This is a genomic window from Prauserella sp. PE36, assembly GCF_003311655.1.
GTDB lineage: Bacteria > Actinomycetota > Actinomycetes > Mycobacteriales > Pseudonocardiaceae > Prauserella_A > Prauserella_A endophytica.
On record NZ_QEQT01000063.1, the window covers coordinates 263,677 to 287,184 of the forward strand.

Consider the following 23,508-nt stretch of genomic DNA (forward strand, 5'->3'; position numbering starts at 1 on the left):
TGCAAATTGCACCAGTTGGCGTCTCGTCAACCGTTCGAAGTGATCAGTCGGGGTGAAATTGTCACCCTGCGCAACCTGGAAAATCGCAAACGACGAGCGGTCAGATCTTGTCGTTGAACGAAAGCAAAAACCGTCCCCGTTCAGCGGTACCGCACCCACCGGGTGTGCTGTCGGCCCGCCCTGAGGTCCTCCAGCCTGCGACGTAGCTCCCGCCGCACGGCCGGATGGCTGCGCATGATCGGCAGCACGCTGGTGGTCAGCTTGAGCTCCCTGGCCGCCCGCAGCACGCCGAAGCCCTCCCAGGACGTGACGTCGAAGCCGTACGTCAGCGCCAGCGCCCGGTACCAGGCCGAGGGGTCCCCGAAGCGCTGCCTGCCCACAGCCAACGGGACCAGATCCCATTCGGGCGGGCCCGCGCACGCGGAGTCGAAGTCGCACAGAACGGGGCCGTCGTCGCCCACGATGACGTTGCCCGGATGGGCGTCGCCGTGCACGAGCGCCGTGGGCAGCACGAACTTGAGCTCGGCCAGCTCGGCCTCCACCTCGCGGCAGCGCTCGAGCAGGAACCGCCGGTCACCGGGAGCGAGCTCCTCGGCATCGGACACCCGCGCACGCACGTCGGCGAGCGGTTGCCAGGGCCCGACGCCGTCCGGCGGCGGCAACTCGTGCACCTGGCGCAGGAGCACGGCGAGCTGGGCGGACGTGGCCCGCGTCCCGGTGCCGGGGACCTTCTGCCAGACCGTCACCACGTGCTCGTCGATGTGCAGCGGCTGCTCAACACCCGCGACGAGCCGGATGGCGGGCACCTCGTGCCGCGCGAAGTGCTCGGCGACGGCCACCACCTTGCCGGCCCGGTGCCGGAGCGCCCGTGATCCGACGATGCGCACCACGACGGGGTCGTTCACCAGGGAGTACACCGCGTTGTTGGTGAAGCGCAGCAACGTCGCGCCGCGATGGTCCAGACCGAGGCGGGCACACGTCTGCCGCAGGACCTGGTCCAGCTTCTCCCTGGTGAACCGCCCGTTCAAGGATCCTCGGCGCCGGTCTACGCGAAGAACGTGGTCATCCGCTCCACGAGTTCGCGAGCGTCGGAGTTGTTGCTGCGCCGCGCCGCTTCCTCCTTCAGTGGGCGCATGCGCTGCTCGATCCTGGCCGACTTGAGGCCCTCGGCCGCGTCGAGCGCCTTGCCTCCGACCTTCGCGCCGTGGTCGATGTCGCCGTCGATCATGTGGTTGGTGGCCAGCATGCTCAGGTTGAACGTCCGGCTGCGGGCCATGTCGTCGCCGTAGTCGCCGATGGCCCTGGTCAGGGCGGGGATCGCGTACTTCGTGTGCGCCGTGTCCGCCTGCTGCGCGAGTGCCGTGTGGACGGTGCCGACCATCGCGTAGACGTCGGTCTCGTTGAAGAACCGCACCCACGACTCGGCGTTGGCGAGGTCGGCGCGCGCGAACTCGTCCCGCGTCCGGCCCAGCAGCTTGATGGCCTGCTCGGCGTTGCCCATCATCGCGTAGGCCCACGCCTCGTTGGCACAGAGCACGGCCACCGCGAGTTCCGAACCGGACTCCTGCGCGGCGATCTGCCCCAGCTGGAACAGCTTGAGCGCGTCGTTCGGCGCCTCCTGGTGCAGGTAGACGCGGCCCATTCGGTACAGGATGTTGGCGACCAGCGGGTGGTTCTCGCCCTGTTTCGCCAGGTCCAGCGCGTTGGCGAAGTGCCCGCGCGCGGAGTCGATGAGTCCGATGTCGAACGAGGTCCAACCCGCGAGGCTGTGCAGGTCGGCGAGCGCGACGTAGAGCCGGGACTTGACCAGTTCGGTACCGCTGGCCTGGAGCATCTGCTGTCCCCAGGACAGCTGGGCGACGACGGCGTCCCGGCAGAAGCCGCCGCCGTACTGGTAGTCGAGCGCGCGGAGCGCCCTGGTTGCCGCTTCCACCTGCCGGACGTCGGTCATGCCGATCCGCCCAGGTGCGGGTGTCCTTGCGGGACTCGCCGCCCAGGCGTCGGATGCGGGCCCGAAGACCGCGGCCCCCATCGTCACCTGTGCGGCGTGCGCGAGGAACTTCCGCCGTTTCACGGACTCGTCCTCCTCAGCCTGCTGCTCGTCGGCCGCGCCGACGACCTGAATCTCCGTGGCCTCGTCGTAGGCGAGGCCCATGTATCCACGTGGGATGCCCAGGCCTGCGGAGATCCGGGAGAGGACGTCGTAGGCCATGACCTGTCGTCCCTTGAGGATCTCCGAGACCTCGGACTGCGACTGGCCGGTCATGGCGGCGATCTGACGCTGCGAGACACCGTGTTTGCGCAGCTGGCGGTAGACCTCGCTGATGTTTCTGCTCGCGAGGGCATCCCTCATCTCCGGGGCTTCCCAGAGCTTCGGGTTGATCCGGCCCTGCTTGGCGTCACCTGTGTCCACGTGCGGCCCTCCACAGTCCTGTCGGGCGTCGGTAAGCAGCGTAAGCACCCCTATTGAACCCTGCGAAACGCTGTTTGTGCGCCCTGATCGGCCCGGCCGAAGTCCCCCGACCGCTTAACGTGGAACTCGGGCCGGTCGCCGCTATGACGCCCACCAAGCCTTCTTTCGGCGTTCTTTTCGTCGCAATGTAGTTCGCAGATCTCTGTGGCCGGGTGAACACCCAGCGCAGTCACGGAGAGCTACCACAGCGAGGAACAGGCTCGCGCCTGTCGCCGGGAGAGCGGAGAGGAACGTGGAGTTCGTGCACTCGATCACAGCAGGACGTGCTGCGACCGGCACGACGCCCGTGCACCGGTCTCCGGTCGGCGAGAAGGCGCGCCAGCCGCTGTCGTCAGCGTCGACGGCAGACCCCCGCGCCGCCGCTGTCCGCAGGTACGAGGGCGGGCAGCTCGTTTGGCGTGTGCAGTGCGGCGACCTGATCAGTCGTGAGCGTTGCCTGACGGTGTTCGTAGACGACGACGAAGTGGTGCTCGTCGGGCCTCCCGGCGAGACGGCGCGGCTCACGGCAGGCCAGCTCGGCCAGCTGCGGGCCGCGCTCAACGAAGCCGCCAAGCTGGCGGAAAGGTGACGGTGAGTTCCAGGTGGATCAGATCCTCGGACAGGTGCTCCGCAACGCGGTGTGGGAACGCCTCGACATGCTCTCCGATCTGGCGAGCCGCGCGGACGCTCCCTCGCTGGTCTCCGTGGCGCGGTCCGAACTGCCCCGGCTGACCGAGGGCTGGCGCGCCATGTTGCGCTCGCACGAGCCGGACGAGCGGGGCGACTGCCCCACGTGCTCGACGCGGTGGCACAAGTGCAAGGCCCCCTGCACGGTCTGGCAGGTGGCTCACGAGCACCTGGTCGCCGGCGGGCTGGCGCCCCAGCAGAACACGCGACGGAGGGGACGCCGCCGGGCGGCCCCGGCCGCCGCGCAACAGTCTCATGCGGTCCCCACGCCGGCTGAACCACAGCCGGTCCCGCAACAGAAGGGCAAGCACGCCCTGGTCCCCGTGCCGGCTGGCCGGCACGCCGTCACCGGGAGCCCCGCCCGGTAACGGACACAGGCGGCGAGATGTTCTCGCCAAGGTCGGCGACCGGCTCGTCCGTACCCCCGAGCGAGATGAGTCGGTCGCCGGTCGCAACCGGTCGGCGATTAATCCAAATAATGCGCGTCAGCCTCTGGCGAAAGTGGTAATCCGCCGGTTAGGTTGAGCGCCAAGTGATCGCCGCACAACTACACATCGCATGCTGTGAAACCCCGCCCACAGTGCGGCCCCGATACTCCGCGGGCCGGTGCCGTTGCACTCCCCCTCCCCCGACCGGCACCGGCCCGCGGTTCCCATGTCACCGGCTTCAGCCGATGCGTAGTGTTCACTCGACCGTGAAGCAGGTCACCAGCACGATAAAGTCGCTGGCCTGCACAGCGAGGAGCACGACGTGTCCGAGAACCAGGCCGTGACGCCGAACGAGACGACGCCCCTGCGTCGGCAACCCGTCCAGCAGCGCAGCGCCAAACGCGTCGAACGCATGTTGGACGCCAGCGCCGAGCTGCTCCAGGAGGTCGGGTACGAGGCGCTCACCACCACCCTCATCGCAAAGCGAGCCGGGGTCGCCGTGGGCTCGCTGTACCAGTTCTTCCCCGACAAACGCGCGGTCGTGCAGGCGCTGACCCAGCGCAACCTCGACCGGTTCGTCGCCGCGGTCAGCGAGCGGCTGGGCGGTGGCGAGCACGAGCACTGGTGGGACGTCGTCGACTCGTTGCTCGACATCTACCTGCAGATGCACCGCGAGGTGCCGGGCTTCTCCAGGGTGCATTTCGGCGACGTCGTGGACGTGCGCCTGCTCGACGAGCAGCGCACCAACAACCGCGTGATCACCGACTCGCTCGCGGCGCTCGTCAGCAAGCACGTCGACCTGGATCCGGAGCAGCTGACGCTCCCGATCTCGATCGCGGTGGAGGCGGCCGACGGACTGCTGAACTTCGCCTTCCGCAGCGATCCCCAGGGCGATCCCGAGGTGCTCGCCGAGACGAAAGCGCTGATCAAGGGCTATCTGGCGAGCCGGTTCGGCGAATGACGAACCGAGTTGTCCACAGGCTTCCACACGCTGTGGACAACTCAGCCGAAGGCGCGACCCTCCCCCCGGTACGTCGGCGTCGCGCGCTCGACACGGTCACCCCGCACGAGGTGGTACTGGGTGAAATGTTCCGCCAGCTCGCCCGACTTCGCGTGCCGGAACCACACCCGGTCACCGAGGCGCAGGTCACCCGCGGCGGCACCGGCGACCGGCGTCTGCACCTCACCCGCGCCCTCGACGCCGAGCAGCCGCAACCCGGCGGGCAGGTACGGCGAGGGCAACCGCGAAACGCCCGCCTGCCCCGACGCGACGTAGCCCCCGGCGAACACGGTCGCGATGCGGCGGGCAGGTTTGCGCACGACGGGCAGCGCGAACAGGGCGGCGGGCCGGGGCGTGAACCGCGTGTACTCGGAGAACAGCGCCGGCCCCAGCAGGCCGGAGCCCGCCGTGACCTCGGTGACCGACCGCTCGGCGCTCGTCGTCTCGAGGCTGCCGGTACCACCGCCGTTGACGAACTCGAGGTCCGCCACCTCCCGCACGGCCTCGACCGCCTTCGCGCGGCGCCCGGCGAGCTCGGCGGCGGAGCGGCGCTGCATCCAGCGGACCAGCCCGCCACGCAGACCGGGCGCTCCGTCGGGAACGCCGGCGATCTGTCCCTCGTAGGCCATCATCCCGACCAGGGAGAAGCCCGGCCGGTCCACGATCCTGCGGGCGAGCTCACCCGCCTGTCGCGCGGTGAAAACCGGCGAGCGGCGCGTGCCGATGTGCACGCCTGGCAGCGGTCGCCACGACACGTCGAGCTCGAGGGCCACCCTGATATCGGGGTGGTGCCTGCCGAGCGCCGCCTCGACGAGGTCGAGGTGCTCGTCGGCGTCGACCATGATCGTGATCGCGGCGCGGGCGGCGTCGTCCTCGGCCAGTTCCCGCAGCGCGCCGTGGTCGGCGGTCGGGTAGGCCACCACGAGGTCGGTGCTGCTGCCCTGGCGGAAGAGCCAGAGCGCCTCGGCCAGCGAGTAGCTGAGCACGCCTGCGAAGCCCGGCAGTGCGAGCGCCCGCTCCAGGAGGTACCGGCAGCGGATGGACTTGCTCGCCACGCGCACCGGGAGGCCCGAGGCGCGGCGCACCAGGTCGGCCGCGTTGGCGTCGAACGCCTCGAGGTCGACGATTGCCAGCGGCGGGTCGAGATCCTTCGTAGCGAGGTCGTACGGCGCGCCGTTTCCCGTGGTCACGGCGCGTACGTTACGCCAGGAAACCTTGTAACGCGAATCGTATTCACTTATCGTGGCCAAACCCAGACCATCGTGGAGGCAGCCGTTGTCAACGTGGACGAACTGGGCGGGCACGGCCGTGGCGCATCCGCGCCGCGTCCATCGGCCGCGGAGCACCGCCGAGCTCGCGGAGGTGGTCACCGACGCCGCCGTCGAAAGGCGGCAGGTGCGCGCACTCGGCAGTGGCCACTCCTTCACCGACATCGCCGCGACCGACTCCGACGCGATCGACCTCGGCGCCTGGACGGGCATCGTCTCGGCCGACCCCGAGACCGGCCTGGTCACCGTGCGCTCGGGCACCACGCTGCGGACACTCAACGCGGAGCTGGCCGCGCGCGGCCTCGCGATGACCAACCTGGGTGACATCGACGCGCAGACCATCGCGGGCGCGATCGCCACCGGCACCCACGGCACCGGGGCCCGCTTCGGCGGGCTCGCGACACAGGTCGCGGCGCTGGAGCTCGTGCTGGCCGACGGCTCGGTGGTGTCGTGCTCGCCGGAACGCAGGCCGAACCTCTTCGCCGCCGCGAGGGTCGGCCTCGGCGCGCTGGGCGTGCTCAGCACCGTGACCCTGCGCTGTGAACCGGCGTTCGTGCTGAGCGCGCAGGAGGGTCCCGAGCCGCTGGAGCAGGTTCTCGACGGGTTCCACGAGTTCGCCAAGAGCAACGACCACTTCGAGTTCTACTGGTTCCCTTACGGCCGCAACGCTCTGGTCAAGCGCAACAACCGGCTCGAACCGGGCGCTCCACCCGAGCCGCTTTCGAACCTTCGCCGGTTCGTCGACTACACGATCATGGAGAACGCGGCGCTCGGCACGCTGTGCCGCGTGGGCCGAGCTGTTCCCCGGCTCATGCCGTCGCTGGGCCGGCTCTCCTCGGCGGCGCTGTCCGGGCGGGAGTACAGCGACGCCTCGCACCGCGTGTTCGTCACCCAGCGTTCGGTGCGGTTCGTGGAGTCGGAGTTCGCCGTGCCGAGGGAATCGGTGCACGACGTGCTCGGCGAGCTGCGCGCGCTGGTGCCGACGCTGGCGGATCCCGTGGCGTTGCCAGTGGAGGTGCGCGTCGCGGCGGCCGACGACGTCTGGCTCTCCACCGCCTACGGCCGCGACTCCGCCTACATCGCCATCCACCAGTACGTCGGCATGCCCTACCGCGAGTACTTCGCGGCGTTCGGAGAGATCGCGGGCGCGGTGGGCGGCCGTCCGCACTGGGGCAAGCTGCACGACCTCGACGCCGCCGCACTGCGCGAGCGGTACCCGCGGTTCGACGATTTCCAGGCCGTGCGCAGGGAAGTGGACCCGTTCGGCCTGTTCAGCAACGCCTACCTCGACCGCGTGCTCGGCCCGCTCAGCTGAGCGGCCTGCGCGGCGAAGTCGGCGAGAATCCGCGTCGCGGCGCCCACCTCGGCGAAGAGGAAGTCGGCCCGGTCAAGTTTTCCGACCGCCTCGAGGAGCCTCGCGGCGACGTCGCACACCAGTCGCCGCGCGGCATCGGCTGTGTCTGGTGTGGACAGTGTGCGCAGTTCTCCGAACACTTCCGATACGGGCCCGTCAAGCCCGATCTTGGCAGCGATGTGGAGGATGGCCCGCTCCGCCTCGTCCGTCGACGCTCCCGTGTGGACACCCCGCGCGGCACTCAGCACTCGTCCTCCTCCCGCATCGGGTCGGCACCGAGCACGATCTCCCGCAGCTCACCGGCCTTGCGCTCCGCGCGATGGACGGCGGCCGTGACCAGCTCCGCCACGCGCTCCTCGGCCAGTTCGGGCAGGAGCCGGTGGTCGAGCTCGATCGCTCGCAGGGAACCGCAGATGTCGACCTGCACGACGCCCAGCCGGTGCTCGATCTTCTCACCGATGATCTTCGCGTCGGCCTCGGCGCGGCGCTTTCCGGCCTGCGCCATTCGGTTTCGGCCCTCGTCCAGCTCAGTCATCGCTGCCCTCACTACTCACCCCGTCGAGGCCGCTGTCGTACTCCGACGAGCCGATCAGCGCGTCGGCCCGCTTGCCACCGATCACGGAGGCGAGGCGGTCGCGGCTGTCCAGCGTCGCGGCCCTGCGGGCGGTGTTCACCGCCGTGACGAGCTGGGAGCCGAGCCCGGCCGTGCGCAAAGCGCCGTCCGCGAGGGTGATGCCCATCAGGGCTCCGTTGCCGTCGACCGTCGCGCGGACCAGGCCGTCGGGGCTGGTGTAGGTGAACCGCTCGGTCGCCAGCTCGGCGCGCGCGGCGTTGATCCGGCGCAGGAGCGCACCGGTCTGGGTGCGGGCGCGGTCGATCCCGGGTGTGCTCGATTCCACGGAGGCAGAACCTACCGGGAGGGTCCGACCGAAACCGGCGTCAGACCCGGCTGACCGCTTCCTCGATCGGCGTGTTGCCACCGGTGAGTTCCAGGACCCGGCGGTTGGAGGCCGACGTGCCGTCCTCGGTGAGCAGCTCGACGATCACCGCGGCGACGTCGTCGCGCGTCACGTCGGCCCTGGGCACGGACTCGGCGAGATGGACGAGGCCCGTACCGGGATCGTCGGTGAGCCTGCCCGGCCGCAGGATCGTCCAGTCCAGTTCTCGCTTGCGCAGGTCCTCCTCGGCGGCGGCCTTCGCGCGCAGGTAGGCAGCGAACACCTCGCCCACGGCGGCCTCGTCGATGGGCCCCGCGGCGCCCATGGAACTGACCTGCACGAGCCGTCTCACGCCAGCGCGCTCGGCGGCGTCGGCGAACAGCACGGCGGCGCCGCGGTCGACGGTCTCCTTGCGCGCGGTGCCGCTGCCCGGCCCGGCGCCGGCCGCGAACACCGCGGCGTCGGCACCTTCCAGCACCGCGGCGACCTCTTCGATCGTGGCGGTCTCGAGGTCGAGCACCGCGGGTTCGGCGCTCACGTCCCGTAGGTCGGCGGTGTGGTCGACGTTACGGATGATGCCCACGGCGGTGTCGCCGTTCGCGGCGAGCAGCTTCTCCAGCCGCAGCGCGATCTGTCCGTGTCCACCGGCGATAACGACTCGCATGGCACCGAGCCTAATGAGATCAGTGCGTGTCGGCAGGGGTCTCCAGCGCGAGCAGCTGCTCGTAGACGACCTCGTTGACCCAGCGGGACACGGCGTCCTCGCCGAGGGTGATGCGCTCGCCGCGGCCGGAGAGGTCGAGCCCGACGGCCGCGTTCTCGTCGGCGGTGACCACGGCGAGGCCGTAGGCGCGGGCGCGCGGCAGGCAGTTGTCGACGTAGTCGTGGCTCAGCGTCGCCGAGTGCGGCAGCACCATCGCCGCGTCGCCGTAGCGCGCGAACGGAACGGTAGCGGCGAGGCCGGTGCGCCAGTGCCTGGCGACGGCGAGCACACCGACGATCTCCGCGGCGGGCGGCGGCGCGCTCGCGGCCAGCTCCGGCCACGTCCACGTCGACACGCTCGCCCTGTCGGTGACCGGGCCGATGCCCAGCGCGATCCGCTCGGCATGCGCCTCCGGCCGGAGCCTGGCCACCACGTACACCCTGCGGCCGAACATCGTCAGCCGGGGAAGCAGCACGCCGTCCCAGCCCAACTGCGCCGCCGCCTCGGCGGCCAGCTCGTCACTGGAGGCAGGCAGCTCGATGGGTGCGACGATGCGGCTCGGAGCCGACCTGGTTCCGTTCGAACCGCTCGTCACCGCGGTGTGCCCAGGTGTTACCGCCACGAAGTCCGCCTCCCTCTGCTGTTTCTGCGACTCACGCGTGCTCGGTGCGTCCTGGCGGGAAGCACCCCAACTTAAGTACCAGCGGAAACGGGCCGCAGTCTGCCGGTAGGACGAGTAGCTGCGATCGGCGGCGCCGAACGGTCGGTGATCGGTCGGTGGACGGTAATCGGACTTCGGTCCGGCAGTGCCGCCGGATGGGTGACGTGCGGCCGAGCGGTGCTTCTCAGAGTGGAGCGGTGACGTGTACCGCAGCCCTGGGCCGGGCAGCCGGGATAGGGTCGCCGGGTATTGACCGCCAGTGCTGGAGGACCCGATGCGCTCGCCGAAGGACTTCTTCGCCCCGCTCGCCGTGGGTGCGCCGGAGCCGGTCAGGCAGATCCCGGCCCTGCCGTCGAGGATGATTCATTTCTTCGATCCGAGCAACGAGAAGATGGCCGCCAAGGCGCCGGACATCGCCAAGAAGGTCGACGTGCTGCTCGGCAACCTCGAGGACGCCGTGAAGGCCGATCGCAAGGAGGCCGCCCGCGAGGGGCTCGTGCGGGTCGCCAAGGAGAACGACTTCGGCTCCACCCAGCTCTGGACGCGCGTCAACAGTCTGGACTCACCGTGGGTGCTCGACGACCTGATCACGCTCGTCACCGAGATCGGCGACAAGCTCGACGTCATCATGGTGCCGAAGGTGGAGGGCGCCCAGGACATCCACTACGTCGACCGCCTGCTCGCGCAGCTGGAGGCAAGGGCCGGGCTCGAGAAACCGCTGCTGGTGCACGCCATCCTGGAGACCGCGAGCGGCGTCGCCAACGTGGAGGAGATCGCCGGCGCGAGCCCGCGCATGCAGGGCATCTCACTGGGTCCCGCCGACCTCGCCGCCAGCAGGCGCATGAAGACCACCCGCGTCGGCGGTGGGCACCCCGGCTACCTCGTGCGCACCGACCCCGTCGGCGACGACCTCACCGAGGGCCGCACCACCTACCAGCAGGACCTGTGGCACTACACCGTGGCGCGCATGGTCGACGCGTGCGTCATGCACGGGATCCTGCCGTACTACGGGCCGTTCGGCGACATCCGCGACGTCGTGGCCTGCGAGGACCAGTTCCGCAACGCGTTCCTGCTCGGCTGCGTCGGCGCGTGGAGCCTGCACCCGGTGCAGATCGACATCGCCAAGAAGGTGTTCTCCCCCGCGCCCGAGGACGTTGCGTGGGCCCGCAAGGTGATCGCCGCGATGGGCGACGGCACCGGTGCGGTGATGATCGACGGGAAGATGCAGGACGACGCGTCGGTGAAGCAGTGCAGGGTGGTCGCCGAGCTGGCGGACGCGCTGGCGGCGAGCGACCCCGAGCTGGCCGAGGCCTACGACGCGGCTACGAAGGAGGCACTCGCGTGAAACCGCGCCGTTCCGTTCTCTACATGCCCGGCGCGAACGAACGGGCGCTGGAGAAGGCGAAGACGCTGCCGGCCGACGCGCTCATCCTCGACCTGGAGGACGCCGTCGCCCCCGACGCCAAGGAGGCCGCGCGCGAGCGCGTGTGCGCGGCGGCGGCCTCCGGCGAGTACGGCTCGCGCGAGGTGACCATCCGCGTCAACGGGCTGGAGACCGAATGGCACGACGCGGACCTGCGAGCGGCGGCGCAGGCCGGTCCCGCGGCCGTGGTGGTGCCGAAGGTGAACTCCGCTCGCGACGTGCACAACATCGAGCGCGCGCTGGAGCTCGGCGGGGCGCCTGACGACACGAAGATCTGGGCGATGGTCGAGACCCCGACCGCGATGCTGCACGCCGAGGACATCGCCTCGGCCAGCGAGCGGCTCACCGTGCTCGTCATGGGCACCAACGACCTCGCCAAGGAGCTGCACGCCGAGTTCGTCCCGGGCCGCGCACCGCTGCTCGGCGGGCTCTCGCTGTGCCTGCTGGCGGCTCGTGCGACGGGCAAGGTGATCCTCGACGGCGTCTACAACGACGTGAAGGACCTCGAGGGCTTCGAGGTGGAGTGCCTGCAGGGCAGGCGGTTCGGTTTCGACGGCAAGACCCTCATCCACCCCGGCCAGATCGAGCCCTGCAACCGGGTTTTCGCGCCCTCCGAGGAGGAGGTCGCGCAGGCACGCAAGATCATCGACGCGTTCGAGGAAGCCAGGAAGGCCGGTCGCGGAGTGGTGACCGTCGACGGGCGGATGATCGAGAACCTGCACGTCGACAACGCCAAGCGCGTGCTGGGTCTTGCGGAGGCGATCGGGGCGCTCGGCTGAAAATCCGTTGCCCCGCGTGGGCGCTTGCGCTGTCGTGAGCGGATGCGGAGCGGACAACGGACGCCGCTGGGGGCGGACTTCGCGAAACTGTGGACGGCCAACGCCTTCACGAACATCGCCGACGGCATCGCGCTCGCCGCGGGCCCCCTGCTGGTCGCGTCGCTGACCGACGACCCGGCCCTCGTCGCGAGTTCCCCCTTCCGGCCCGCGAGTCCCCCTTTCCTGCCCGCGAGTCCCCCTTTCCGAAGCCCACGAATGCAGAAGTCGCGTGCGGGAGCGCAGAACTCGTGGACCGGAGCGGGGAACTCGCGCACCGGAGCGGGGGACTCGCGGAATTCGGGGCGCTGGGCACGGCGTTGCACCTCGTGTGCAGACGTTGCCGGTTCCGCTGTCCGTCCTCGACCGTTCCAGCACGCGCACGGGCCAGGACACCTCGGCGGCCGTGCGCGAAACGGTCCGCTTCGCGCAACAGGCCGAGGAACTGGGCTACCACCGGTTCTGGGTGTCCGAGCACCACAGCGTGCCCGGCGTCGCCGGGTCCGCGCCCACCGTGCTCGCCTCCGCGATCGCGGCGGCCACCTCGCGCATCAGGGTCGGTACGGGCGGGGTGATGCTGCCCAACCACCAGCCGATCGTGGTCGCCGAGCAGTTCGGCACCCTCGAAGCGCTCCACCCCGGCCGGATCGACATGGGCCTCGGGCGCTCGGTCGGCTTCACGGGCGGCGTGCGCGGCGCGCTCGGCCACGGCAAGGACGACGCGGACCGCTTCGGCGAGCAGGTGCGGGAGCTGCTCGGCTACTTCACCGGCGACCAGCAGGAACACCCCGGCGTGCACGCCTACCCCGCGGAGGGGCTCCGGGTGCCCGCGTTCGTGCTCGCCACCGGCGCCGGTGCCGACCTCGCCGCCGACCTCGGGCTCGCGCTCGTGATCGCACCCGTCGCGGGCATGGACGCCGTCGCCAAGCGGATCGCCGCCTACCGCGAGCGGTTCCGCCCGTCCGAACTGTGGCCATGCCCGTACGTGGTCGTGTCGAGTGCCGTCGCGGTCGCCGACACCACCGAGCAGGCCAGGCGGTTGCTGCTGCCCGAGGCGTGGTCGATGGTCCACGCCCGCACGCGCGGGGTGTTCCCGCCGCTGCGGTCGGCCGCCGAGCTGCCCACGCCCACCGCGCGCGAGGCGAAGCTGCTGGAGCAGTCGCTGCGCGGGCAGATCCACGGCACGGCCGGGCAGGTGGGAGCCGAGCTGGCCGACCTCGTCGAGCGGACAGGCGCCGACGAGCTGCTGATCACCCTGAGCACCTTCGACCGCGCCGAGATGCTCGACTCCTACGCCCGCCTGGCCGAACTAGTCGGGCCAGGCGCGTTGCGCGGGGCGTAGCCGTTCGAAGGCGGCGGCCGCGCGCAGCACGCCGAGGTCGTCGAAGCGGCGCCCGGAGAGCTGCAGGCCGATCGGCTGGTCCTCCCGCGTGTACCCGCAGTTGACCGACACCGCGGGCTGGCCGGACATGTTGTACGGCACGGTGAATCCGATGTGCTCGAACGGCCGCGCCGGGTCGTTGGTCGGCGAGGCCCAGTCGAACGGCGGCGCCGACACCGGGCACGTCGGCGACAGCACCACGTCGAAGGGCTCGCTCGCCCGCAGGGCGGCCACGGTGATGGCCTCCATCTGCGCGAACCCGCGGTAGACGTCCGCGCCGGAAAGCCCTTCGCCACCGGCCACCCACTCCGCGATGTAGGGCAGGATCCGTTCCCGTCGCGGGGCGGGCAGCTCCTCGGCGTCCACGACGAACCGGGTGCGCCAGAACCGGTCGAGCCCGTCGAGCATCTGCCTGGTGAGGAACGGTTCCACCGGCTCGACGTGCGCACCGGCCGCCTCGAACAGCCGCGCGGCCTCCTCCACGGCGGCGCGCACGTCCGGCTCGACGGCGAGGCCCACCCCGGCGTCGAGCTGCACCCCGATGCGCAGCCCGGCCGGGTCCAGCGCGAGCTCGTGCCACGGGATCTCCTCCGGCGGCAGGCACAGGTGATCACGCGAGTCCGGACGCGAGAGGACCTCCATGAACAGCGCCGCGTCGGCGACCGTGCGGGTCATGGGGCCCGCCACGCGCCCGAGATACGGCGGGAACACGGGCACGCGGCCGAAGCTCGGCTTGAACCCGGCCAGCCCACACCATGCCGCGGGCAGCCGGATCGACCCGCCGATGTCGGTGCCGACGTGCAGTGGTCCGTACCCCGCCGCGGCCGCGGCGGCGGCACCCGCGCTGGAGCCGCCCGGCGTGCGCGCGTGGTCCCACGGGTTGCGCGTGGCCGGGTGGAAACTGGAGAGCCCTGAGGTGAGCATCCCGTAGTCGGGCATGGTCGTCTTCGCCAGCAGCACGCCGCCGCACTCGCTTACGCGCGCGGCGGCGGGAGCGTCCTCGGGGGCGGGCGTCAGCTCCGTCGCCGCGGTGCCCAGCGGTACCGGCGTGCCGCGCGTGGCGATGTTCTCCTTGAGCGTCAACGGAACGCCATCGATCGCGCCCAGCGGCTCACCCGCGTGCCAGCGCCGCTCGGCCGCGCGAGCCGAGGCGCGCGCGGCGTCCGGATCGTAGGCGTAGAGCGCGCGCAGGGTGTCCTCCTGCGCGTCGATCCTCGCCAGGACCGCCTCGGTGACCTCGACCGGCGACAGCGTCCCCGCTCGGTACTCGGCCACCAGCTCGGTCGCGGCGAGCGACGTCAGCTCTGCCATGACACCTTCCTACGCCCCCGGCGGCACATACCGGCCGTCCACCGCCGTCCAGCCGCCGTCGACGAGCAGCACCGAGCCGGTGACGAAGCTCGCCGCGTCGGAGGCCAGGTACACCACGGCGCCGGCCAGCTCTCCCGCGTCGGCCCAGCGGCCGAGCGCGCTCTTCTCCGCGTACGCCCGGTACCAGTCGGGGTCGGCCTTGATCGGCTCGGTCAGCGGGGTCTCGACCACCCCGGGAGCCACCGCGTTCACGCGCACGCCCGAAGGCCCGTACTCCGCCGCCGCGGTACGGATGAGCTGCACGATCCCGGCCTTGGTCGCCGCGTAGGCGCTCTGCCCCGGTTCGACGGTGATGCTGCGGATCGAGGAGAACACGACGATGCTGCCCCGCCCGCGCTCGACCATCCCGGCGCCGAACGCCCGCAACACGTCGAACGTCGCGCCGAGGTTGAGCGAGAGAACGCGGTCGAACTCCTCGCGGCTGTAGTCGAGCAGCCGCTTGCGCACGTTGGTGGCCGCGGTGAGCACGACGACGTCGGGCTCACCCAGCTCCGCCGCCGCACGTTCGACAGCGGCCGTGTCGAGCAGGTCGAGCTCGTACGCCTTCGCGGAGTCACCGGCCAGCCCGGCGGTCTCCTTCGCCGCGTCGAGGTCACGGTCGGCGCAGGTGACGCTCGCGCCCTGCGCGGCGAGCGCCCGCGCCGCCTCCCTGCCGATGCCGCTTCCCCCACCGAGGACGACCGCGTCGCGACCGTCCAACCGGAACAGTTTCGCGTAGTCCATTCACTCCTCCTCGAGTCCGGCGAGCGCGGCCGCTAGGTTCGGCGCGGCCGCGATGAGCTCACGGGTGTAGGGGTGCCGCGGGTCGTCGTAGACCTCGTCGACGGCGCCGAGCTCCACGATCTCGCCAGCGCGCATCACGGCCACGGTGTCGCACACGCGCCGCACCACGCCGAGGTCATGGGAGACGAAGACGAGCGTCAGCTCGTAGCGTTCCACCAGTTCGGCGATGAGGTCGAGGATCTGCTTGCGCACCAGCACGTCCAGCGCGCTCACGGCCTCGTCGGCGAGCAGGATGCTCGGCCTCGGCGCGAGTGCGCGGGCCAGGGAGATCCGCTGCCGCTGTCCGCCGGAGAACTGGTGCGGGTACCGCTCGCCGGAGTCGGCGGGAAGGCCGACGGCGTCGAGCAGTTCGCGCACGCGCTCGCGCCGCCCCGGCTGCCTGCCCAGCGGCTCGCTGATGATGTCGCGCACGCGCATCCTCGGGTCGAGCGAGCCCATGGGGTCCTGGAACACGATCTGCACCTGCGAACGCAGGAAACCCAGACGGCGCTCCGGCAGGTTGTCGATCCTCCTGCCCTGTAAGGAGATCGAGCCGGACGTCGGCCGGTCCAGCGCCGCGAGGAGTCTGACCAGAGTGGACTTCCCGGATCCGGACTCGCCGACGATGCCGAAGCGCTGCCCCTTTTCGATGTCGAACGACACCCCGCGCAGCGCGTGCACCTCGGGCCGTGGCCCGGTCAGCGACGTACGGGGCCGCCGGTAGGTGCGCTCCAGATCGGTCACGGAGATCACGCCGATGCCTCCAGCAGTCGTGCGGTGTACTCGTGCTTCGGAGCCTTGAGCACGTCGCGAGTGGAGCCGGACTCCACGATCCGCCCCTCGTTCATCACCAGTACCCGCTCGCACACCGTGGCGACGACGGCGAGGTCGTGGGTGATGAACAGCAGCGCACTGCCATGGTCCCGCACGCCCTCGTTGATCAGCTCCAGCACCCGCGCCTGCACGGTGACGTCGAGTGCCGTGGTGGGCTCGTCGCAGATGAGCAGCGCGGGATCGTTGGCCAGCGCGATGGCGAGCACCACCCGTTGCCGCTGCCCGCCGGAGAGCTGGTGTGGGTAGGCCCGCGCGATCCGCTCCGGCTCGGGCAGGCGCACGCGCCCCAGCAGCTCGACGGCGGCGGCATTGGCACCGCGGCGATCGCGCGTGCCGTGCAGCAGCATCGCCTCGGCCACCTGCCTGCCCACGCGCATCGACGGGTTGAGCGCGCTCATCGGCTCCTGGAACACCATCGCGATGTCCTTGCCGCGCAGGCGGGACAGTTCGCGTTCGCTCGCGCCGAGCAGCTCCCGATCGGCGAAGCGCACCGAGCCCACCGACGTGAGTCCCTCCGGCAGCAGGCCCATGACGGCCGACGCGGTGAGCGACTTCCCGGAGCCGGAGGCACCGATCAGTCCCACCCGCTCACCGGGCGAGATGGTGAACGAAACGTCCTCGACGAGCGGCAGCGCGCCCGCCGCGATGCCGAGCCCTTCCACGGAAAGCAGGGTCATCGGCGCACCTCCAGTCGCGGGTCGAAACGGTCGCGCAGGCCGTCGCCGAGCAGGTTGAAGCCGAGCACGGCGAGCGCGATCGCGGCGCCGGGGACCAGCGCGAGCCTGGGATCCACGGCCAGCAGTTCCTGCGACTCCTGCAGCATCCGGCCCCACGACGGCGTCGGCGGGGCCGTGCCGAAGCCGAGAAACGACAGCGCCGCCTCGGCCAGCACCGCGATCGCGAACGACACCGACGACTGCACGAGCACGAGCCCGGAGATGTTCGGCAGCACGTGCCGCAGCGCGATCCACCACCGCGAGCGACCACCCGCCCGCGCGGCGAGCACGTACTCCGTGCTCATCACCTGCAGCGTGCCCGCGCGGGCGATGCGCGCGAAGGACGGCACGGTGGCGACGCCGATCGCGATCATCGCGGTGAGCGTGCTCGCCCCGTACACGGCGCCGAGCATGATCGCGAGCAGCAGCGCGGGGAACGCGAGTACGAGGTCGTTGACCCTCATGATGAGCTCGCCGAGCCACCGAGCGCCCATCCCGGCGAGGATCCCGAGCGGGGTCCCGACGAGCGCGGCGATGCCGACGGCCACCACGCCGACGTAGAGCGTGGTGCGCGCGCCGACCATCAGCTGGCTCGCGACGTCACGGCCGAGCTTGTCCGTGCCTAACACGAAGTCGCCGGTGGGGCCGAGCAGGCGCACGCTCGCGTCCACGAGCAGCGGGTCGTGCGGCGTCCAGACGAACGACACGAGCGCCGTGCCCACGACGAGCCCGACGAGCACCACGCCGGCGAGGAGGCTGAGGTTCCGCGTCACCTAGGACCTCCGCAGCCGGGGATCGAGCATCGTGTAGAGCACGTCGACGCAGAAGTTGACGAACAGCACGGCGACCACGAGCACGAGCACGATGCCCTGCACGGTAAGCAGATCACGCGCCGCGACGGCGTCGAGCAGCATGCTGCCGAGCCCTGGCAGCACGAACACGCGCTCGATCACGACGGCGCCGACCAGCAGCGTCGCCAGCTGCAGACCCAGCACGGTCAGCACGGGAACGGCGGCGTTGCGCAGGCCGTGCCGTACCAACGCCGGGTACGGCCGCAGGCCCTTCGAGCGGGCTGTGCGCAGGTAGTCCTCGCGCTGCACGTCGAGTACCGCCGTGCGCACGTAGCGGGTGAGCACGGCGCCCTGGACCAGCCCGAGCGACAGGGCGGGGAGAATGAGCCCCCGCAGCCATTCCACGGGATCCCGCACCGGCGGCGTCCACCCGCCCGAGGGCAGCCAGCCGAGCCGCACGGCGAAGATCTGCACCAGGATGATGCCCGCCAGGAACGCCGGGATCGCCACGCCCACCTGAGACAGTGCCGACACGGCCGTGCCGCTCGGCCTGCGGTGCCGCACGGCGGCGATAGTGCCCAGCGGCATCGCGATCAGGAGCGCGACGAGCATGCCGGCGCCCACGAGCCACAACGTCACGCCGAGCCGGTCGACGAGCTGTGGCCCGATCGCCTCCCTCGTCACGTAGGAGGTGCCGAAGTCGCCGGTCAGTACGCCGCCCATCCAGTCCAGGTACTGCGTGACGAGCGGCCGGTCGAGCCCGAACTCCGCGCGCGTCCGCTCCACGAGCTCCGGCGTCGCGTTGACCCCGAGCGCCACCTGCGCGGGGTCACCCGGCAGCACGGCCATGAACGCGAACACGACGATCGAGGCCACGAACACACTCACCAGCAGGATGACGATTCTGCGCAGGATCGCCGGCGCCCACCCGTCTCCCAGCCACCGCCCCTCAGGGAGGCGCTCCGCGCCGCTGTTCATCCCCGCCCCAGCCCTGTCAGGTCGAAGGACTCGCTGACCTGGTTGCGCACCAGGCCGGTGACCTCCTTCTTCGCCACCACGATGTTCGGGAACAGGAACAGCCAGTCGGCGGCGGCGTCCTCGCTGAGCGTTCGCGCCACCTCGCGCATGTCCGCCACCTGCTGTCGGGGCGAGCCGGTGTCGGCTCGCCTCAGCAGTTCCCTGACCCGGGGACTGTCGTAACCCCAGTAGTAGCCGGGGTCCCCGAACGTCGTGATGTCGCGGGGTTCGACGTGCTGGACGATCGAGAGGTCGTAGTCGTGGTCGGTGAACACCTGCTGCAACCAGACGGCGGGGAAGTCGAGCGGCTCGATTGTCACGTCCACACCGATCCGCCCGAGGTCCGAGGCCACCACCTGCGCCGCCGACATCGCGTACGGCAGGTTCGCGATTCGCAGCCGCAGGTGCAGATCCTGTTGTCCCGCCTCGGACAGCAGCCGCCTCGCCCGCTCGGGGTCGTGGGGATAGGAGTGCGAGAGGTCCTCGTACCAGGGATCGGTGGGCGGCACCATGCTGCCGATGAGCGTGCCCCGCCCGCCCCAGGCCGCGGCGAGCAGTGCCTCGCGGTCGATGGCGAGCGTCAGCGCGCGGCGCACGCGCACGTCGTCGAGCGGCGCACGCCGGTTGTTGAAGGCGAGCACCACCTCGCCGTTGGTGGTGCCCTGCAGGACGTTGAAGCGGGTGTCGGCCTCGAACTGCGGCACCGAGTCCGGTGCGGTGACGCCGGAGATCACGTCGATGCCGTTGCTCAGCAGGGCGTTGTTGAGCGCGGTGGCGTCGCTGTAGTACTTGAGCACCACGGTGGGGTAGGCGGGTTGGCGGCCCCAGTAGTCAGGGTTGGCCGAGAGCACCACAGAATCACCGCGCCGCCGGTCGGTGACCTCGTACGGCCCGGTGCCGACGGGCCGGTTCGCGAGATCGCCGACACCGCTCGGGTCGAACATCGCGCCGAGCCGCGTCGTCATGGCGAACAGCCAGGAGTTGCTCGGCTCCTTCAGCACCACGCGCACGTGCGTGGGGCTCACCACCTCGACGCGGTCGACGACGTCCATTGTGGACTTGAGAGAGATCGTCCACTCGGTACGGACGCGGTCGATGGAGAACTTCACGTCGTCGGCGGTGAACGGCGCCCCGTTGCTGAAGGTGACCCCGGAGCGCAGGTGGAAGTCGTAGACGGTGCGATCGGGGCTGATGGTCCACGACTCGGCGAGCAGCGGCGCGATCTCACCGTTCGCGTCGAGCTTCACGAGGCCCTCGTAGACGTTGTAGAGCAGGGCCTGCGGGATGGCGGCGCCGTCGGTGGTGGTGAAGTCGAAGTTCTTCGGCTCGGCCGTGAAGCCGACGGCCAGCGTGTCGTCACCACCGACGGTGGCGGTGGAGCCTGCTGAGCACCCGGAGAGCACGAGCGCCCCCGCGACCGCCACCGCCAGCCAACGCGCTCTCATCCGGCCCAGCATAGGCCCCCTAAAAGCACCCAAGGCCACCTTTGGTGCGTTGAAACCAACGCAGTGGCGCGTCATCGTCTCCGTTCGGGTGGTGGCGGGAGACGGGTGGGCGCAACAAAGGTGGCCTTGGGGAAAGGTGGAACTACGCGTTCTTGCGGCGGCGCTGGAGCAGCAGCGCGCCGACGCCGGCGCCGATCAGCACGGCTCCGATGATGATCGGGGTCGTGATCGAGACACCGGTCTCGGCGAGGTCACCCGAGTCGGCCTGCGGCGAGACGGGTGCCTCGGTGGTCGGCGGGGCGGCAACCTCGGAGCTGGTCGGCGGAGCCTCGGTGGTGGTCTCGGCCGACGGCGTCGTGGTGCTGGTCTCCGGCGTGCCGGCGATCCAGTTGGCGCTCGCACCGGTCGTGAGCGTCGACTTGTCGGCCTGCGCGACGATCAGCGACTGCGCGGCCTTCTTGTCGTAGTTCTTGGCGACGAAGAGCCGGCCGGTGGCCACCTGGGCGGTGCCCTTCAGCTCGATGTTCGCGGCGCCTTCCGGGGCGTCGGCGGGAACGTCGACGTAGAACTCGGTGCCATCGGCGATGGCGCCGGCCGCGAGCTCGTTGCCCTCGGCGTCGGTCAGCGTGACGCCCTCGGGCAACTCACTGTTCACCTCGGTGATCTCACCGGTGGTGGAGACCGTGAACGGGCCCAGCCGCTCGCCCGCCGAACCCGTCGACACGTCCGGCGTGATGTCGAGCGTCGGCGTCGGCTGGTCGCCGATGCCCACGTTCGCCTCACCGGTCAGGTACTCGTAGAGGGCGGCCACGTCGTGCTCGGCACCCTCGTCGTCCGACTTCAGCGGGTTCTCGAGGTCGAGGTCCTTGCCGTCGCTGTAGTGCCAGACGGCGGCCTGCGTCGCGGTGATCGCCTCGCGCTTGCTCAGGCCGTTGTCGAACTCGACGCCGCGCTCGGCGAGCGCATTCTCGATGTCCCCTGTCGGCAGTGCGGGGTAGCTGTTCTGCAGCACCCAGTTGAGTTTGTCGCGGTTCTCGTGGAACGGCGACTCGCCGTTGGGGAACTCGTCCCACGGCTTCTCCGACAGCGACCGGCTCGGGTCGATCTTCACGTCGATCTCGACGCAGTAGACCTTGAGGAGGCTGCCGTCGTCGACCTTCAGGCCGAACAGCGTGGTGCCGACGGTGCCGCCACCGATGTTGACCGCGTATCCGCTCGTGTGCGCCGGCTCGTGGAGCCAAGCGGTCACGTCGTCGGCCGCCGCGGGCGGCGCGCTCAGCATCACCGCGGCGGAGGCGCCGGCAAGGGCCGCGCCTGCCCGAGTGAAGGCAGATCTCTTGTGCATGAGTCTCCTAACCCCACAGCAAAATGAGGGAGCTTCCCCAGTACGAGTGAAGATCACACTTCCCAGTGAGGGCGGAGCTTACACAGAGTATGAAATTGGCGTGAACCAGCCCACACTATCGTGGTCTGTTCCAATTTCAATCAAGAGAATCCAGTGCCTGAGCCAAATCCAGCCACAGGTCCTCGGGGTCCTCGAGGCCGACGCTGAATCGCAGCGCACCCGAGGGCACGTGTGCGTCACCGGGCCTCGCGGCCCTGCGCTCCAGAGACGACTCGACGCCGCCGAGGCTCGTCGCGTGGCGGATCAGCCGCAGGTGTTCGCACAACCGGTCGGCGAGGTCTGGACCAGCGAGCTCGAAGGAGATCATCGCGCCGGAACCGGGGTAGCGGACGCGCGTGACGGCGGCGTGCTTGCCGAGCCGCTCGGCGAGCAGCGCGGCGGACCGCGACGCCTCGGCATAGCGGACCCCGAGCGTGCGCAAGCCGCGCAGCGCGAGCCACGCCTCGAGCGCACCGGGCGTCGCGCCCCCGCGCGTCCGTGCGTCGCGCAGCTGGGCGGCGAGCTCTTCTTCGGCCGCCACCGTCAGCCCGAGCAGGAGATCGGAGTGCCCGCCGATCAGTTTCGTGGCGCTGTGCACGACGATGTCGGCCCCGAGCGAGAGCGGTTGCTGACCGAGCGGTGTCGCGAACGTGTTGTCCACCACGACCTTCGCCCGCCCCGCCGCCGCGGCCGTGATCGCCGGGATGTCGATCAGTTCGAGGCTCGGGTTGGTCGGCGACTCCAGCCAGAGCAGGTCGGCCTCGCCGGCGGCGGCTACCCAGGCACCGGTGTCGGCAGGCGTGACCCGGCGGCAACGGAGCCTGCCCATCCGCTCGGCGTGGTCGAACATCGCGCGCGTGCCGACGTAGCTGTCACTCGGCACGGCCACCTCGGCACCGGCCGGTAGGAGATCGAGGACCGCGGAGACGGTCGCGATGCCCGAGGCGAACGCGGTGGCGTGGCCCCCCTCCAACCGCCCGACGGCCTCCTCGAGGGCCACCCAAGTAGGAGTGCCGTCCTCCCGCGAATACCCAAGACCGAGCGCGGAGGCGGGCACGATGGGCACATTGGCAGGCTGCCCAACCCCCTCGGGCCGCCCGGCCACGATCGCCAAAGTCCGAACAGACCAATCAGAACCCACGACAACCACACTCCCGACACACGCTGGTCTCCACCCAACGAAACCACGCCGGGTCAGGAGGAGCCCGCGCCGTGGGGGCCTGGGGCTCGGCCCCGGATACGAAACCGGCCGACGTGGCGAGCGTCATCCGCGAGCACACGTCGGCCGAGGTCGGTGGGCGAGGAGGGAGTTGAACCCTCACGTCCTTTCGGACACACGGACCTGAACCGTGCGCGTCTGCCATTCCGCCACTCGCCCGAGCAACTGCGACAGCCCGCACAGCGTATCAGGCCGTCCGAGCGGGTTTCACCGGCCCCGGTGTTTAACGCTCCAAACCCAGATACGATCTATCCGGAGGTACACGTGGAAGGGGGGTTGTCCCGGTGGGCCGCGTACAGCGCTTCGATCGGCGCCTCGAGAGCCTCGTGGGCAACACCTTCGCGCGGATGTTCGGTGGCAACGTCGTCACGCAGGAAGTGGCGCAGGATCTGGAGCGTGAGAGTGAGGAAAACGTCCGTGAGCTCGCGGGTGGGCGCAAGCTCGCTCCGAATCACTACATCGTTTCCTTGGGTGCCGCTGATCACGACCGGATGGCAGGCGACGAGCAACGGGTCACCCGGCTGCTCGCGGACGCTGTCGCACAGCACCTCGCCGAGCACGGCTGGGACACCTATGGTGACGTCGTAGTTTCGCTAGAGCGCAACGAGGCGCTGCATACTGGACAGTTCAAGACCCGCTCGACCGTCGATCCCGACGTCAAAGCACCTGGCGCCGGGGGTCAAGCACGGCCAGCACGAACCAGCGACGCAGGAGACCGACCAATGAGCCAGCCCGGCGGCTACGGCCAATACGACCAGGGTGACCCGTACGGCCAGCAGGGCCAGTACGGCTACGGACAGGGACAGCCTGGCGGCTACGACCAGGGCTACGGCCAGCAGCCCGGCGGGTACGACCAGGG

The 23,508-nt window shown here is 70.5% G+C and carries 25 protein-coding genes and 1 tRNA gene; 8 read left to right on the forward strand and 18 right to left on the reverse strand.

Features of this window, described 5'->3' with window-relative positions; genetic code table 11:
* Window positions 1–140: 140 nt before the first annotated feature.
* Both DI005_RS16995 and DI005_RS17000 read right to left on the reverse strand, forming a co-directional pair.
* Entirely contained in the window at window positions 141–1,028 is an 888-nt protein-coding gene (locus tag DI005_RS16995) for a phosphotransferase family protein (RefSeq protein ID WP_113642760.1), read from the reverse strand.
* A 17-nt stretch (window positions 1,029–1,045) separates the two neighbouring features.
* Complete coding sequence (locus DI005_RS17000; protein ID WP_228713629.1) at window positions 1,046–2,353, reverse strand: helix-turn-helix transcriptional regulator; 1,308 nt, start codon at window positions 2,351–2,353, stop codon at window positions 1,046–1,048.
* A 406-nt stretch (window positions 2,354–2,759) separates the two neighbouring features.
* Here DI005_RS17000 and DI005_RS17005 point away from each other — a divergent pair, with 406 nt between their 5' ends.
* The 3 genes from DI005_RS17005 (at window position 2,760) to DI005_RS17015 (ending at window position 4,528) form a co-directional block, all read left to right on the forward strand.
* Entirely contained in the window at window positions 2,760–3,041 is a 282-nt protein-coding gene (locus DI005_RS17005; RefSeq protein ID WP_228713627.1) for a hypothetical protein, read from the forward strand.
* Between the two features lie 13 nt (window positions 3,042–3,054).
* On the forward strand, window positions 3,055–3,507 hold the full coding sequence (locus DI005_RS17010) for a hypothetical protein (protein ID WP_113642761.1): 453 nt from the start codon (window positions 3,055–3,057) through the stop codon (window positions 3,505–3,507).
* 382 nt (window positions 3,508–3,889) lie between these two features.
* Entirely contained in the window at window positions 3,890–4,528 is a 639-nt protein-coding gene (locus DI005_RS17015; protein WP_112265970.1) for a TetR/AcrR family transcriptional regulator, read from the forward strand.
* 41 nt (window positions 4,529–4,569) lie between these two features.
* On the opposite strand, the gene DI005_RS17020 is transcribed toward DI005_RS17015, so the two are convergent.
* Window positions 4,570–5,757: an amino acid deaminase/aldolase gene (locus tag DI005_RS17020; protein WP_112265968.1), complete on the reverse strand. Its 1,188-nt coding sequence runs from the start codon at window positions 5,755–5,757 to the stop codon at window positions 4,570–4,572.
* Window positions 5,758–5,842: 85 nt separating this feature from the next.
* Between DI005_RS17020 and DI005_RS17025 the strand changes: the two genes are divergently transcribed.
* Window positions 5,843–7,150, forward strand: coding sequence for a D-arabinono-1,4-lactone oxidase (locus tag DI005_RS17025; protein WP_113642762.1), 1,308 nt, complete (start codon window positions 5,843–5,845; stop codon window positions 7,148–7,150).
* On the opposite strand, the gene DI005_RS17030 is transcribed toward DI005_RS17025, so the two are convergent.
* From DI005_RS17030 to DI005_RS17050, 5 genes are read right to left on the reverse strand one after another with little or no spacing between them, the layout of a single operon-like run.
* Complete coding sequence (locus DI005_RS17030) at window positions 7,117–7,437, reverse strand: hypothetical protein (protein ID WP_113642763.1); 321 nt, start codon at window positions 7,435–7,437, stop codon at window positions 7,117–7,119. The genes DI005_RS17025 and DI005_RS17030 overlap by 34 nt on opposite strands.
* Entirely contained in the window at window positions 7,431–7,724 is a 294-nt protein-coding gene (locus DI005_RS17035; RefSeq protein WP_146770511.1) for a hypothetical protein, read from the reverse strand. The genes DI005_RS17030 and DI005_RS17035 overlap by 7 nt, the downstream gene beginning before the upstream one ends.
* Window positions 7,717–8,088, reverse strand: coding sequence for a YbaB/EbfC family nucleoid-associated protein (locus DI005_RS17040; protein WP_112265960.1), 372 nt, complete (start codon window positions 8,086–8,088; stop codon window positions 7,717–7,719). Before DI005_RS17040 ends, DI005_RS17035 begins: the two co-directional genes overlap by 8 nt.
* Window positions 8,089–8,128: 40 nt before the next feature.
* Window positions 8,129–8,791, reverse strand: coding sequence for an NAD(P)H-binding protein (locus tag DI005_RS17045; protein ID WP_112265958.1), 663 nt, complete (start codon window positions 8,789–8,791; stop codon window positions 8,129–8,131).
* Window positions 8,792–8,810: 19 nt separating this feature from the next.
* Window positions 8,811–9,452: a hypothetical protein gene (locus DI005_RS17050; RefSeq protein WP_112265956.1), complete on the reverse strand. Its 642-nt coding sequence runs from the start codon at window positions 9,450–9,452 to the stop codon at window positions 8,811–8,813.
* A 313-nt stretch (window positions 9,453–9,765) separates the two neighbouring features.
* Here DI005_RS17050 and DI005_RS17055 point away from each other — a divergent pair, with 313 nt between their 5' ends.
* The 3 genes from DI005_RS17055 to DI005_RS17065 all read left to right on the forward strand — a co-directional run bounded on the left by DI005_RS17055 (window position 9,766) and on the right by DI005_RS17065 (window position 13,071).
* Window positions 9,766–10,836 (forward strand): CoA ester lyase, encoded by a 1,071-nt coding sequence (locus DI005_RS17055; protein ID WP_112266751.1) that lies wholly within the window; start codon window positions 9,766–9,768, stop codon window positions 10,834–10,836.
* Window positions 10,833–11,693 (forward strand): CoA ester lyase, encoded by an 861-nt coding sequence (locus tag DI005_RS17060; RefSeq protein WP_255565711.1) that lies wholly within the window; start codon window positions 10,833–10,835, stop codon window positions 11,691–11,693. Before DI005_RS17055 ends, DI005_RS17060 begins: the two co-directional genes overlap by 4 nt.
* A gap of 376 nt (window positions 11,694–12,069) precedes the next feature.
* Window positions 12,070–13,071: an LLM class flavin-dependent oxidoreductase gene (locus tag DI005_RS17065; protein WP_228713573.1), complete on the forward strand. Its 1,002-nt coding sequence runs from the start codon at window positions 12,070–12,072 to the stop codon at window positions 13,069–13,071.
* On the opposite strand, the gene DI005_RS17070 is transcribed toward DI005_RS17065, so the two are convergent.
* The 10 genes from DI005_RS17070 to DI005_RS17115 all read right to left on the reverse strand — a co-directional run bounded on the left by DI005_RS17070 (window position 13,039) and on the right by DI005_RS17115 (window position 22,808).
* Window positions 13,039–14,421 (reverse strand): amidase, encoded by a 1,383-nt coding sequence (locus DI005_RS17070; protein ID WP_113642764.1) that lies wholly within the window; start codon window positions 14,419–14,421, stop codon window positions 13,039–13,041. The genes DI005_RS17065 and DI005_RS17070 overlap by 33 nt on opposite strands.
* Window positions 14,422–14,430: 9 nt before the next feature.
* Complete coding sequence (locus DI005_RS17075; RefSeq protein WP_113642765.1) at window positions 14,431–15,204, reverse strand: SDR family NAD(P)-dependent oxidoreductase; 774 nt, start codon at window positions 15,202–15,204, stop codon at window positions 14,431–14,433.
* Window positions 15,205–16,002 carry an ABC transporter ATP-binding protein gene (locus tag DI005_RS17080; RefSeq protein ID WP_369973593.1) on the reverse strand — a complete coding sequence of 266 codons (798 nt, stop codon included), beginning with the start codon at window positions 16,000–16,002 and terminating at the stop codon, window positions 15,205–15,207.
* Window positions 15,993–16,754 (reverse strand): ABC transporter ATP-binding protein, encoded by a 762-nt coding sequence (locus tag DI005_RS17085; protein WP_113642767.1) that lies wholly within the window; start codon window positions 16,752–16,754, stop codon window positions 15,993–15,995. Before DI005_RS17085 ends, DI005_RS17080 begins: the two co-directional genes overlap by 10 nt.
* Window positions 16,751–17,566 carry an ABC transporter permease gene (locus tag DI005_RS17090; protein ID WP_113642768.1) on the reverse strand — a complete coding sequence of 272 codons (816 nt, stop codon included), beginning with the start codon at window positions 17,564–17,566 and terminating at the stop codon, window positions 16,751–16,753. Before DI005_RS17090 ends, DI005_RS17085 begins: the two co-directional genes overlap by 4 nt.
* Window positions 17,567–18,499 carry an ABC transporter permease gene (locus DI005_RS17095; RefSeq protein WP_113642795.1) on the reverse strand — a complete coding sequence of 311 codons (933 nt, stop codon included), beginning with the start codon at window positions 18,497–18,499 and terminating at the stop codon, window positions 17,567–17,569.
* Between the two features lie 59 nt (window positions 18,500–18,558).
* Window positions 18,559–20,046: an ABC transporter substrate-binding protein gene (locus tag DI005_RS17100; RefSeq protein ID WP_113642796.1), complete on the reverse strand. Its 1,488-nt coding sequence runs from the start codon at window positions 20,044–20,046 to the stop codon at window positions 18,559–18,561.
* Between the two features lie 142 nt (window positions 20,047–20,188).
* On the reverse strand, window positions 20,189–21,391 hold the full coding sequence (locus tag DI005_RS17105) for a thioester domain-containing protein (protein WP_113642769.1): 1,203 nt from the start codon (window positions 21,389–21,391) through the stop codon (window positions 20,189–20,191).
* A gap of 136 nt (window positions 21,392–21,527) precedes the next feature.
* Window positions 21,528–22,580 carry a PLP-dependent aspartate aminotransferase family protein gene (locus DI005_RS17110; RefSeq protein ID WP_369973591.1) on the reverse strand — a complete coding sequence of 351 codons (1,053 nt, stop codon included), beginning with the start codon at window positions 22,578–22,580 and terminating at the stop codon, window positions 21,528–21,530.
* A 145-nt stretch (window positions 22,581–22,725) separates the two neighbouring features.
* Window positions 22,726–22,808: transfer RNA gene (locus DI005_RS17115), tRNA-Leu, on the reverse strand.
* Window positions 22,809–22,933: 125 nt separating this feature from the next.
* Between DI005_RS17115 and DI005_RS17120 the strand changes: the two genes are divergently transcribed.
* The coding region (locus DI005_RS17120) for a DUF3662 domain-containing protein (RefSeq protein WP_113642797.1) at window positions 22,934–23,508 on the forward strand (575 nt) is incomplete at its 3' end.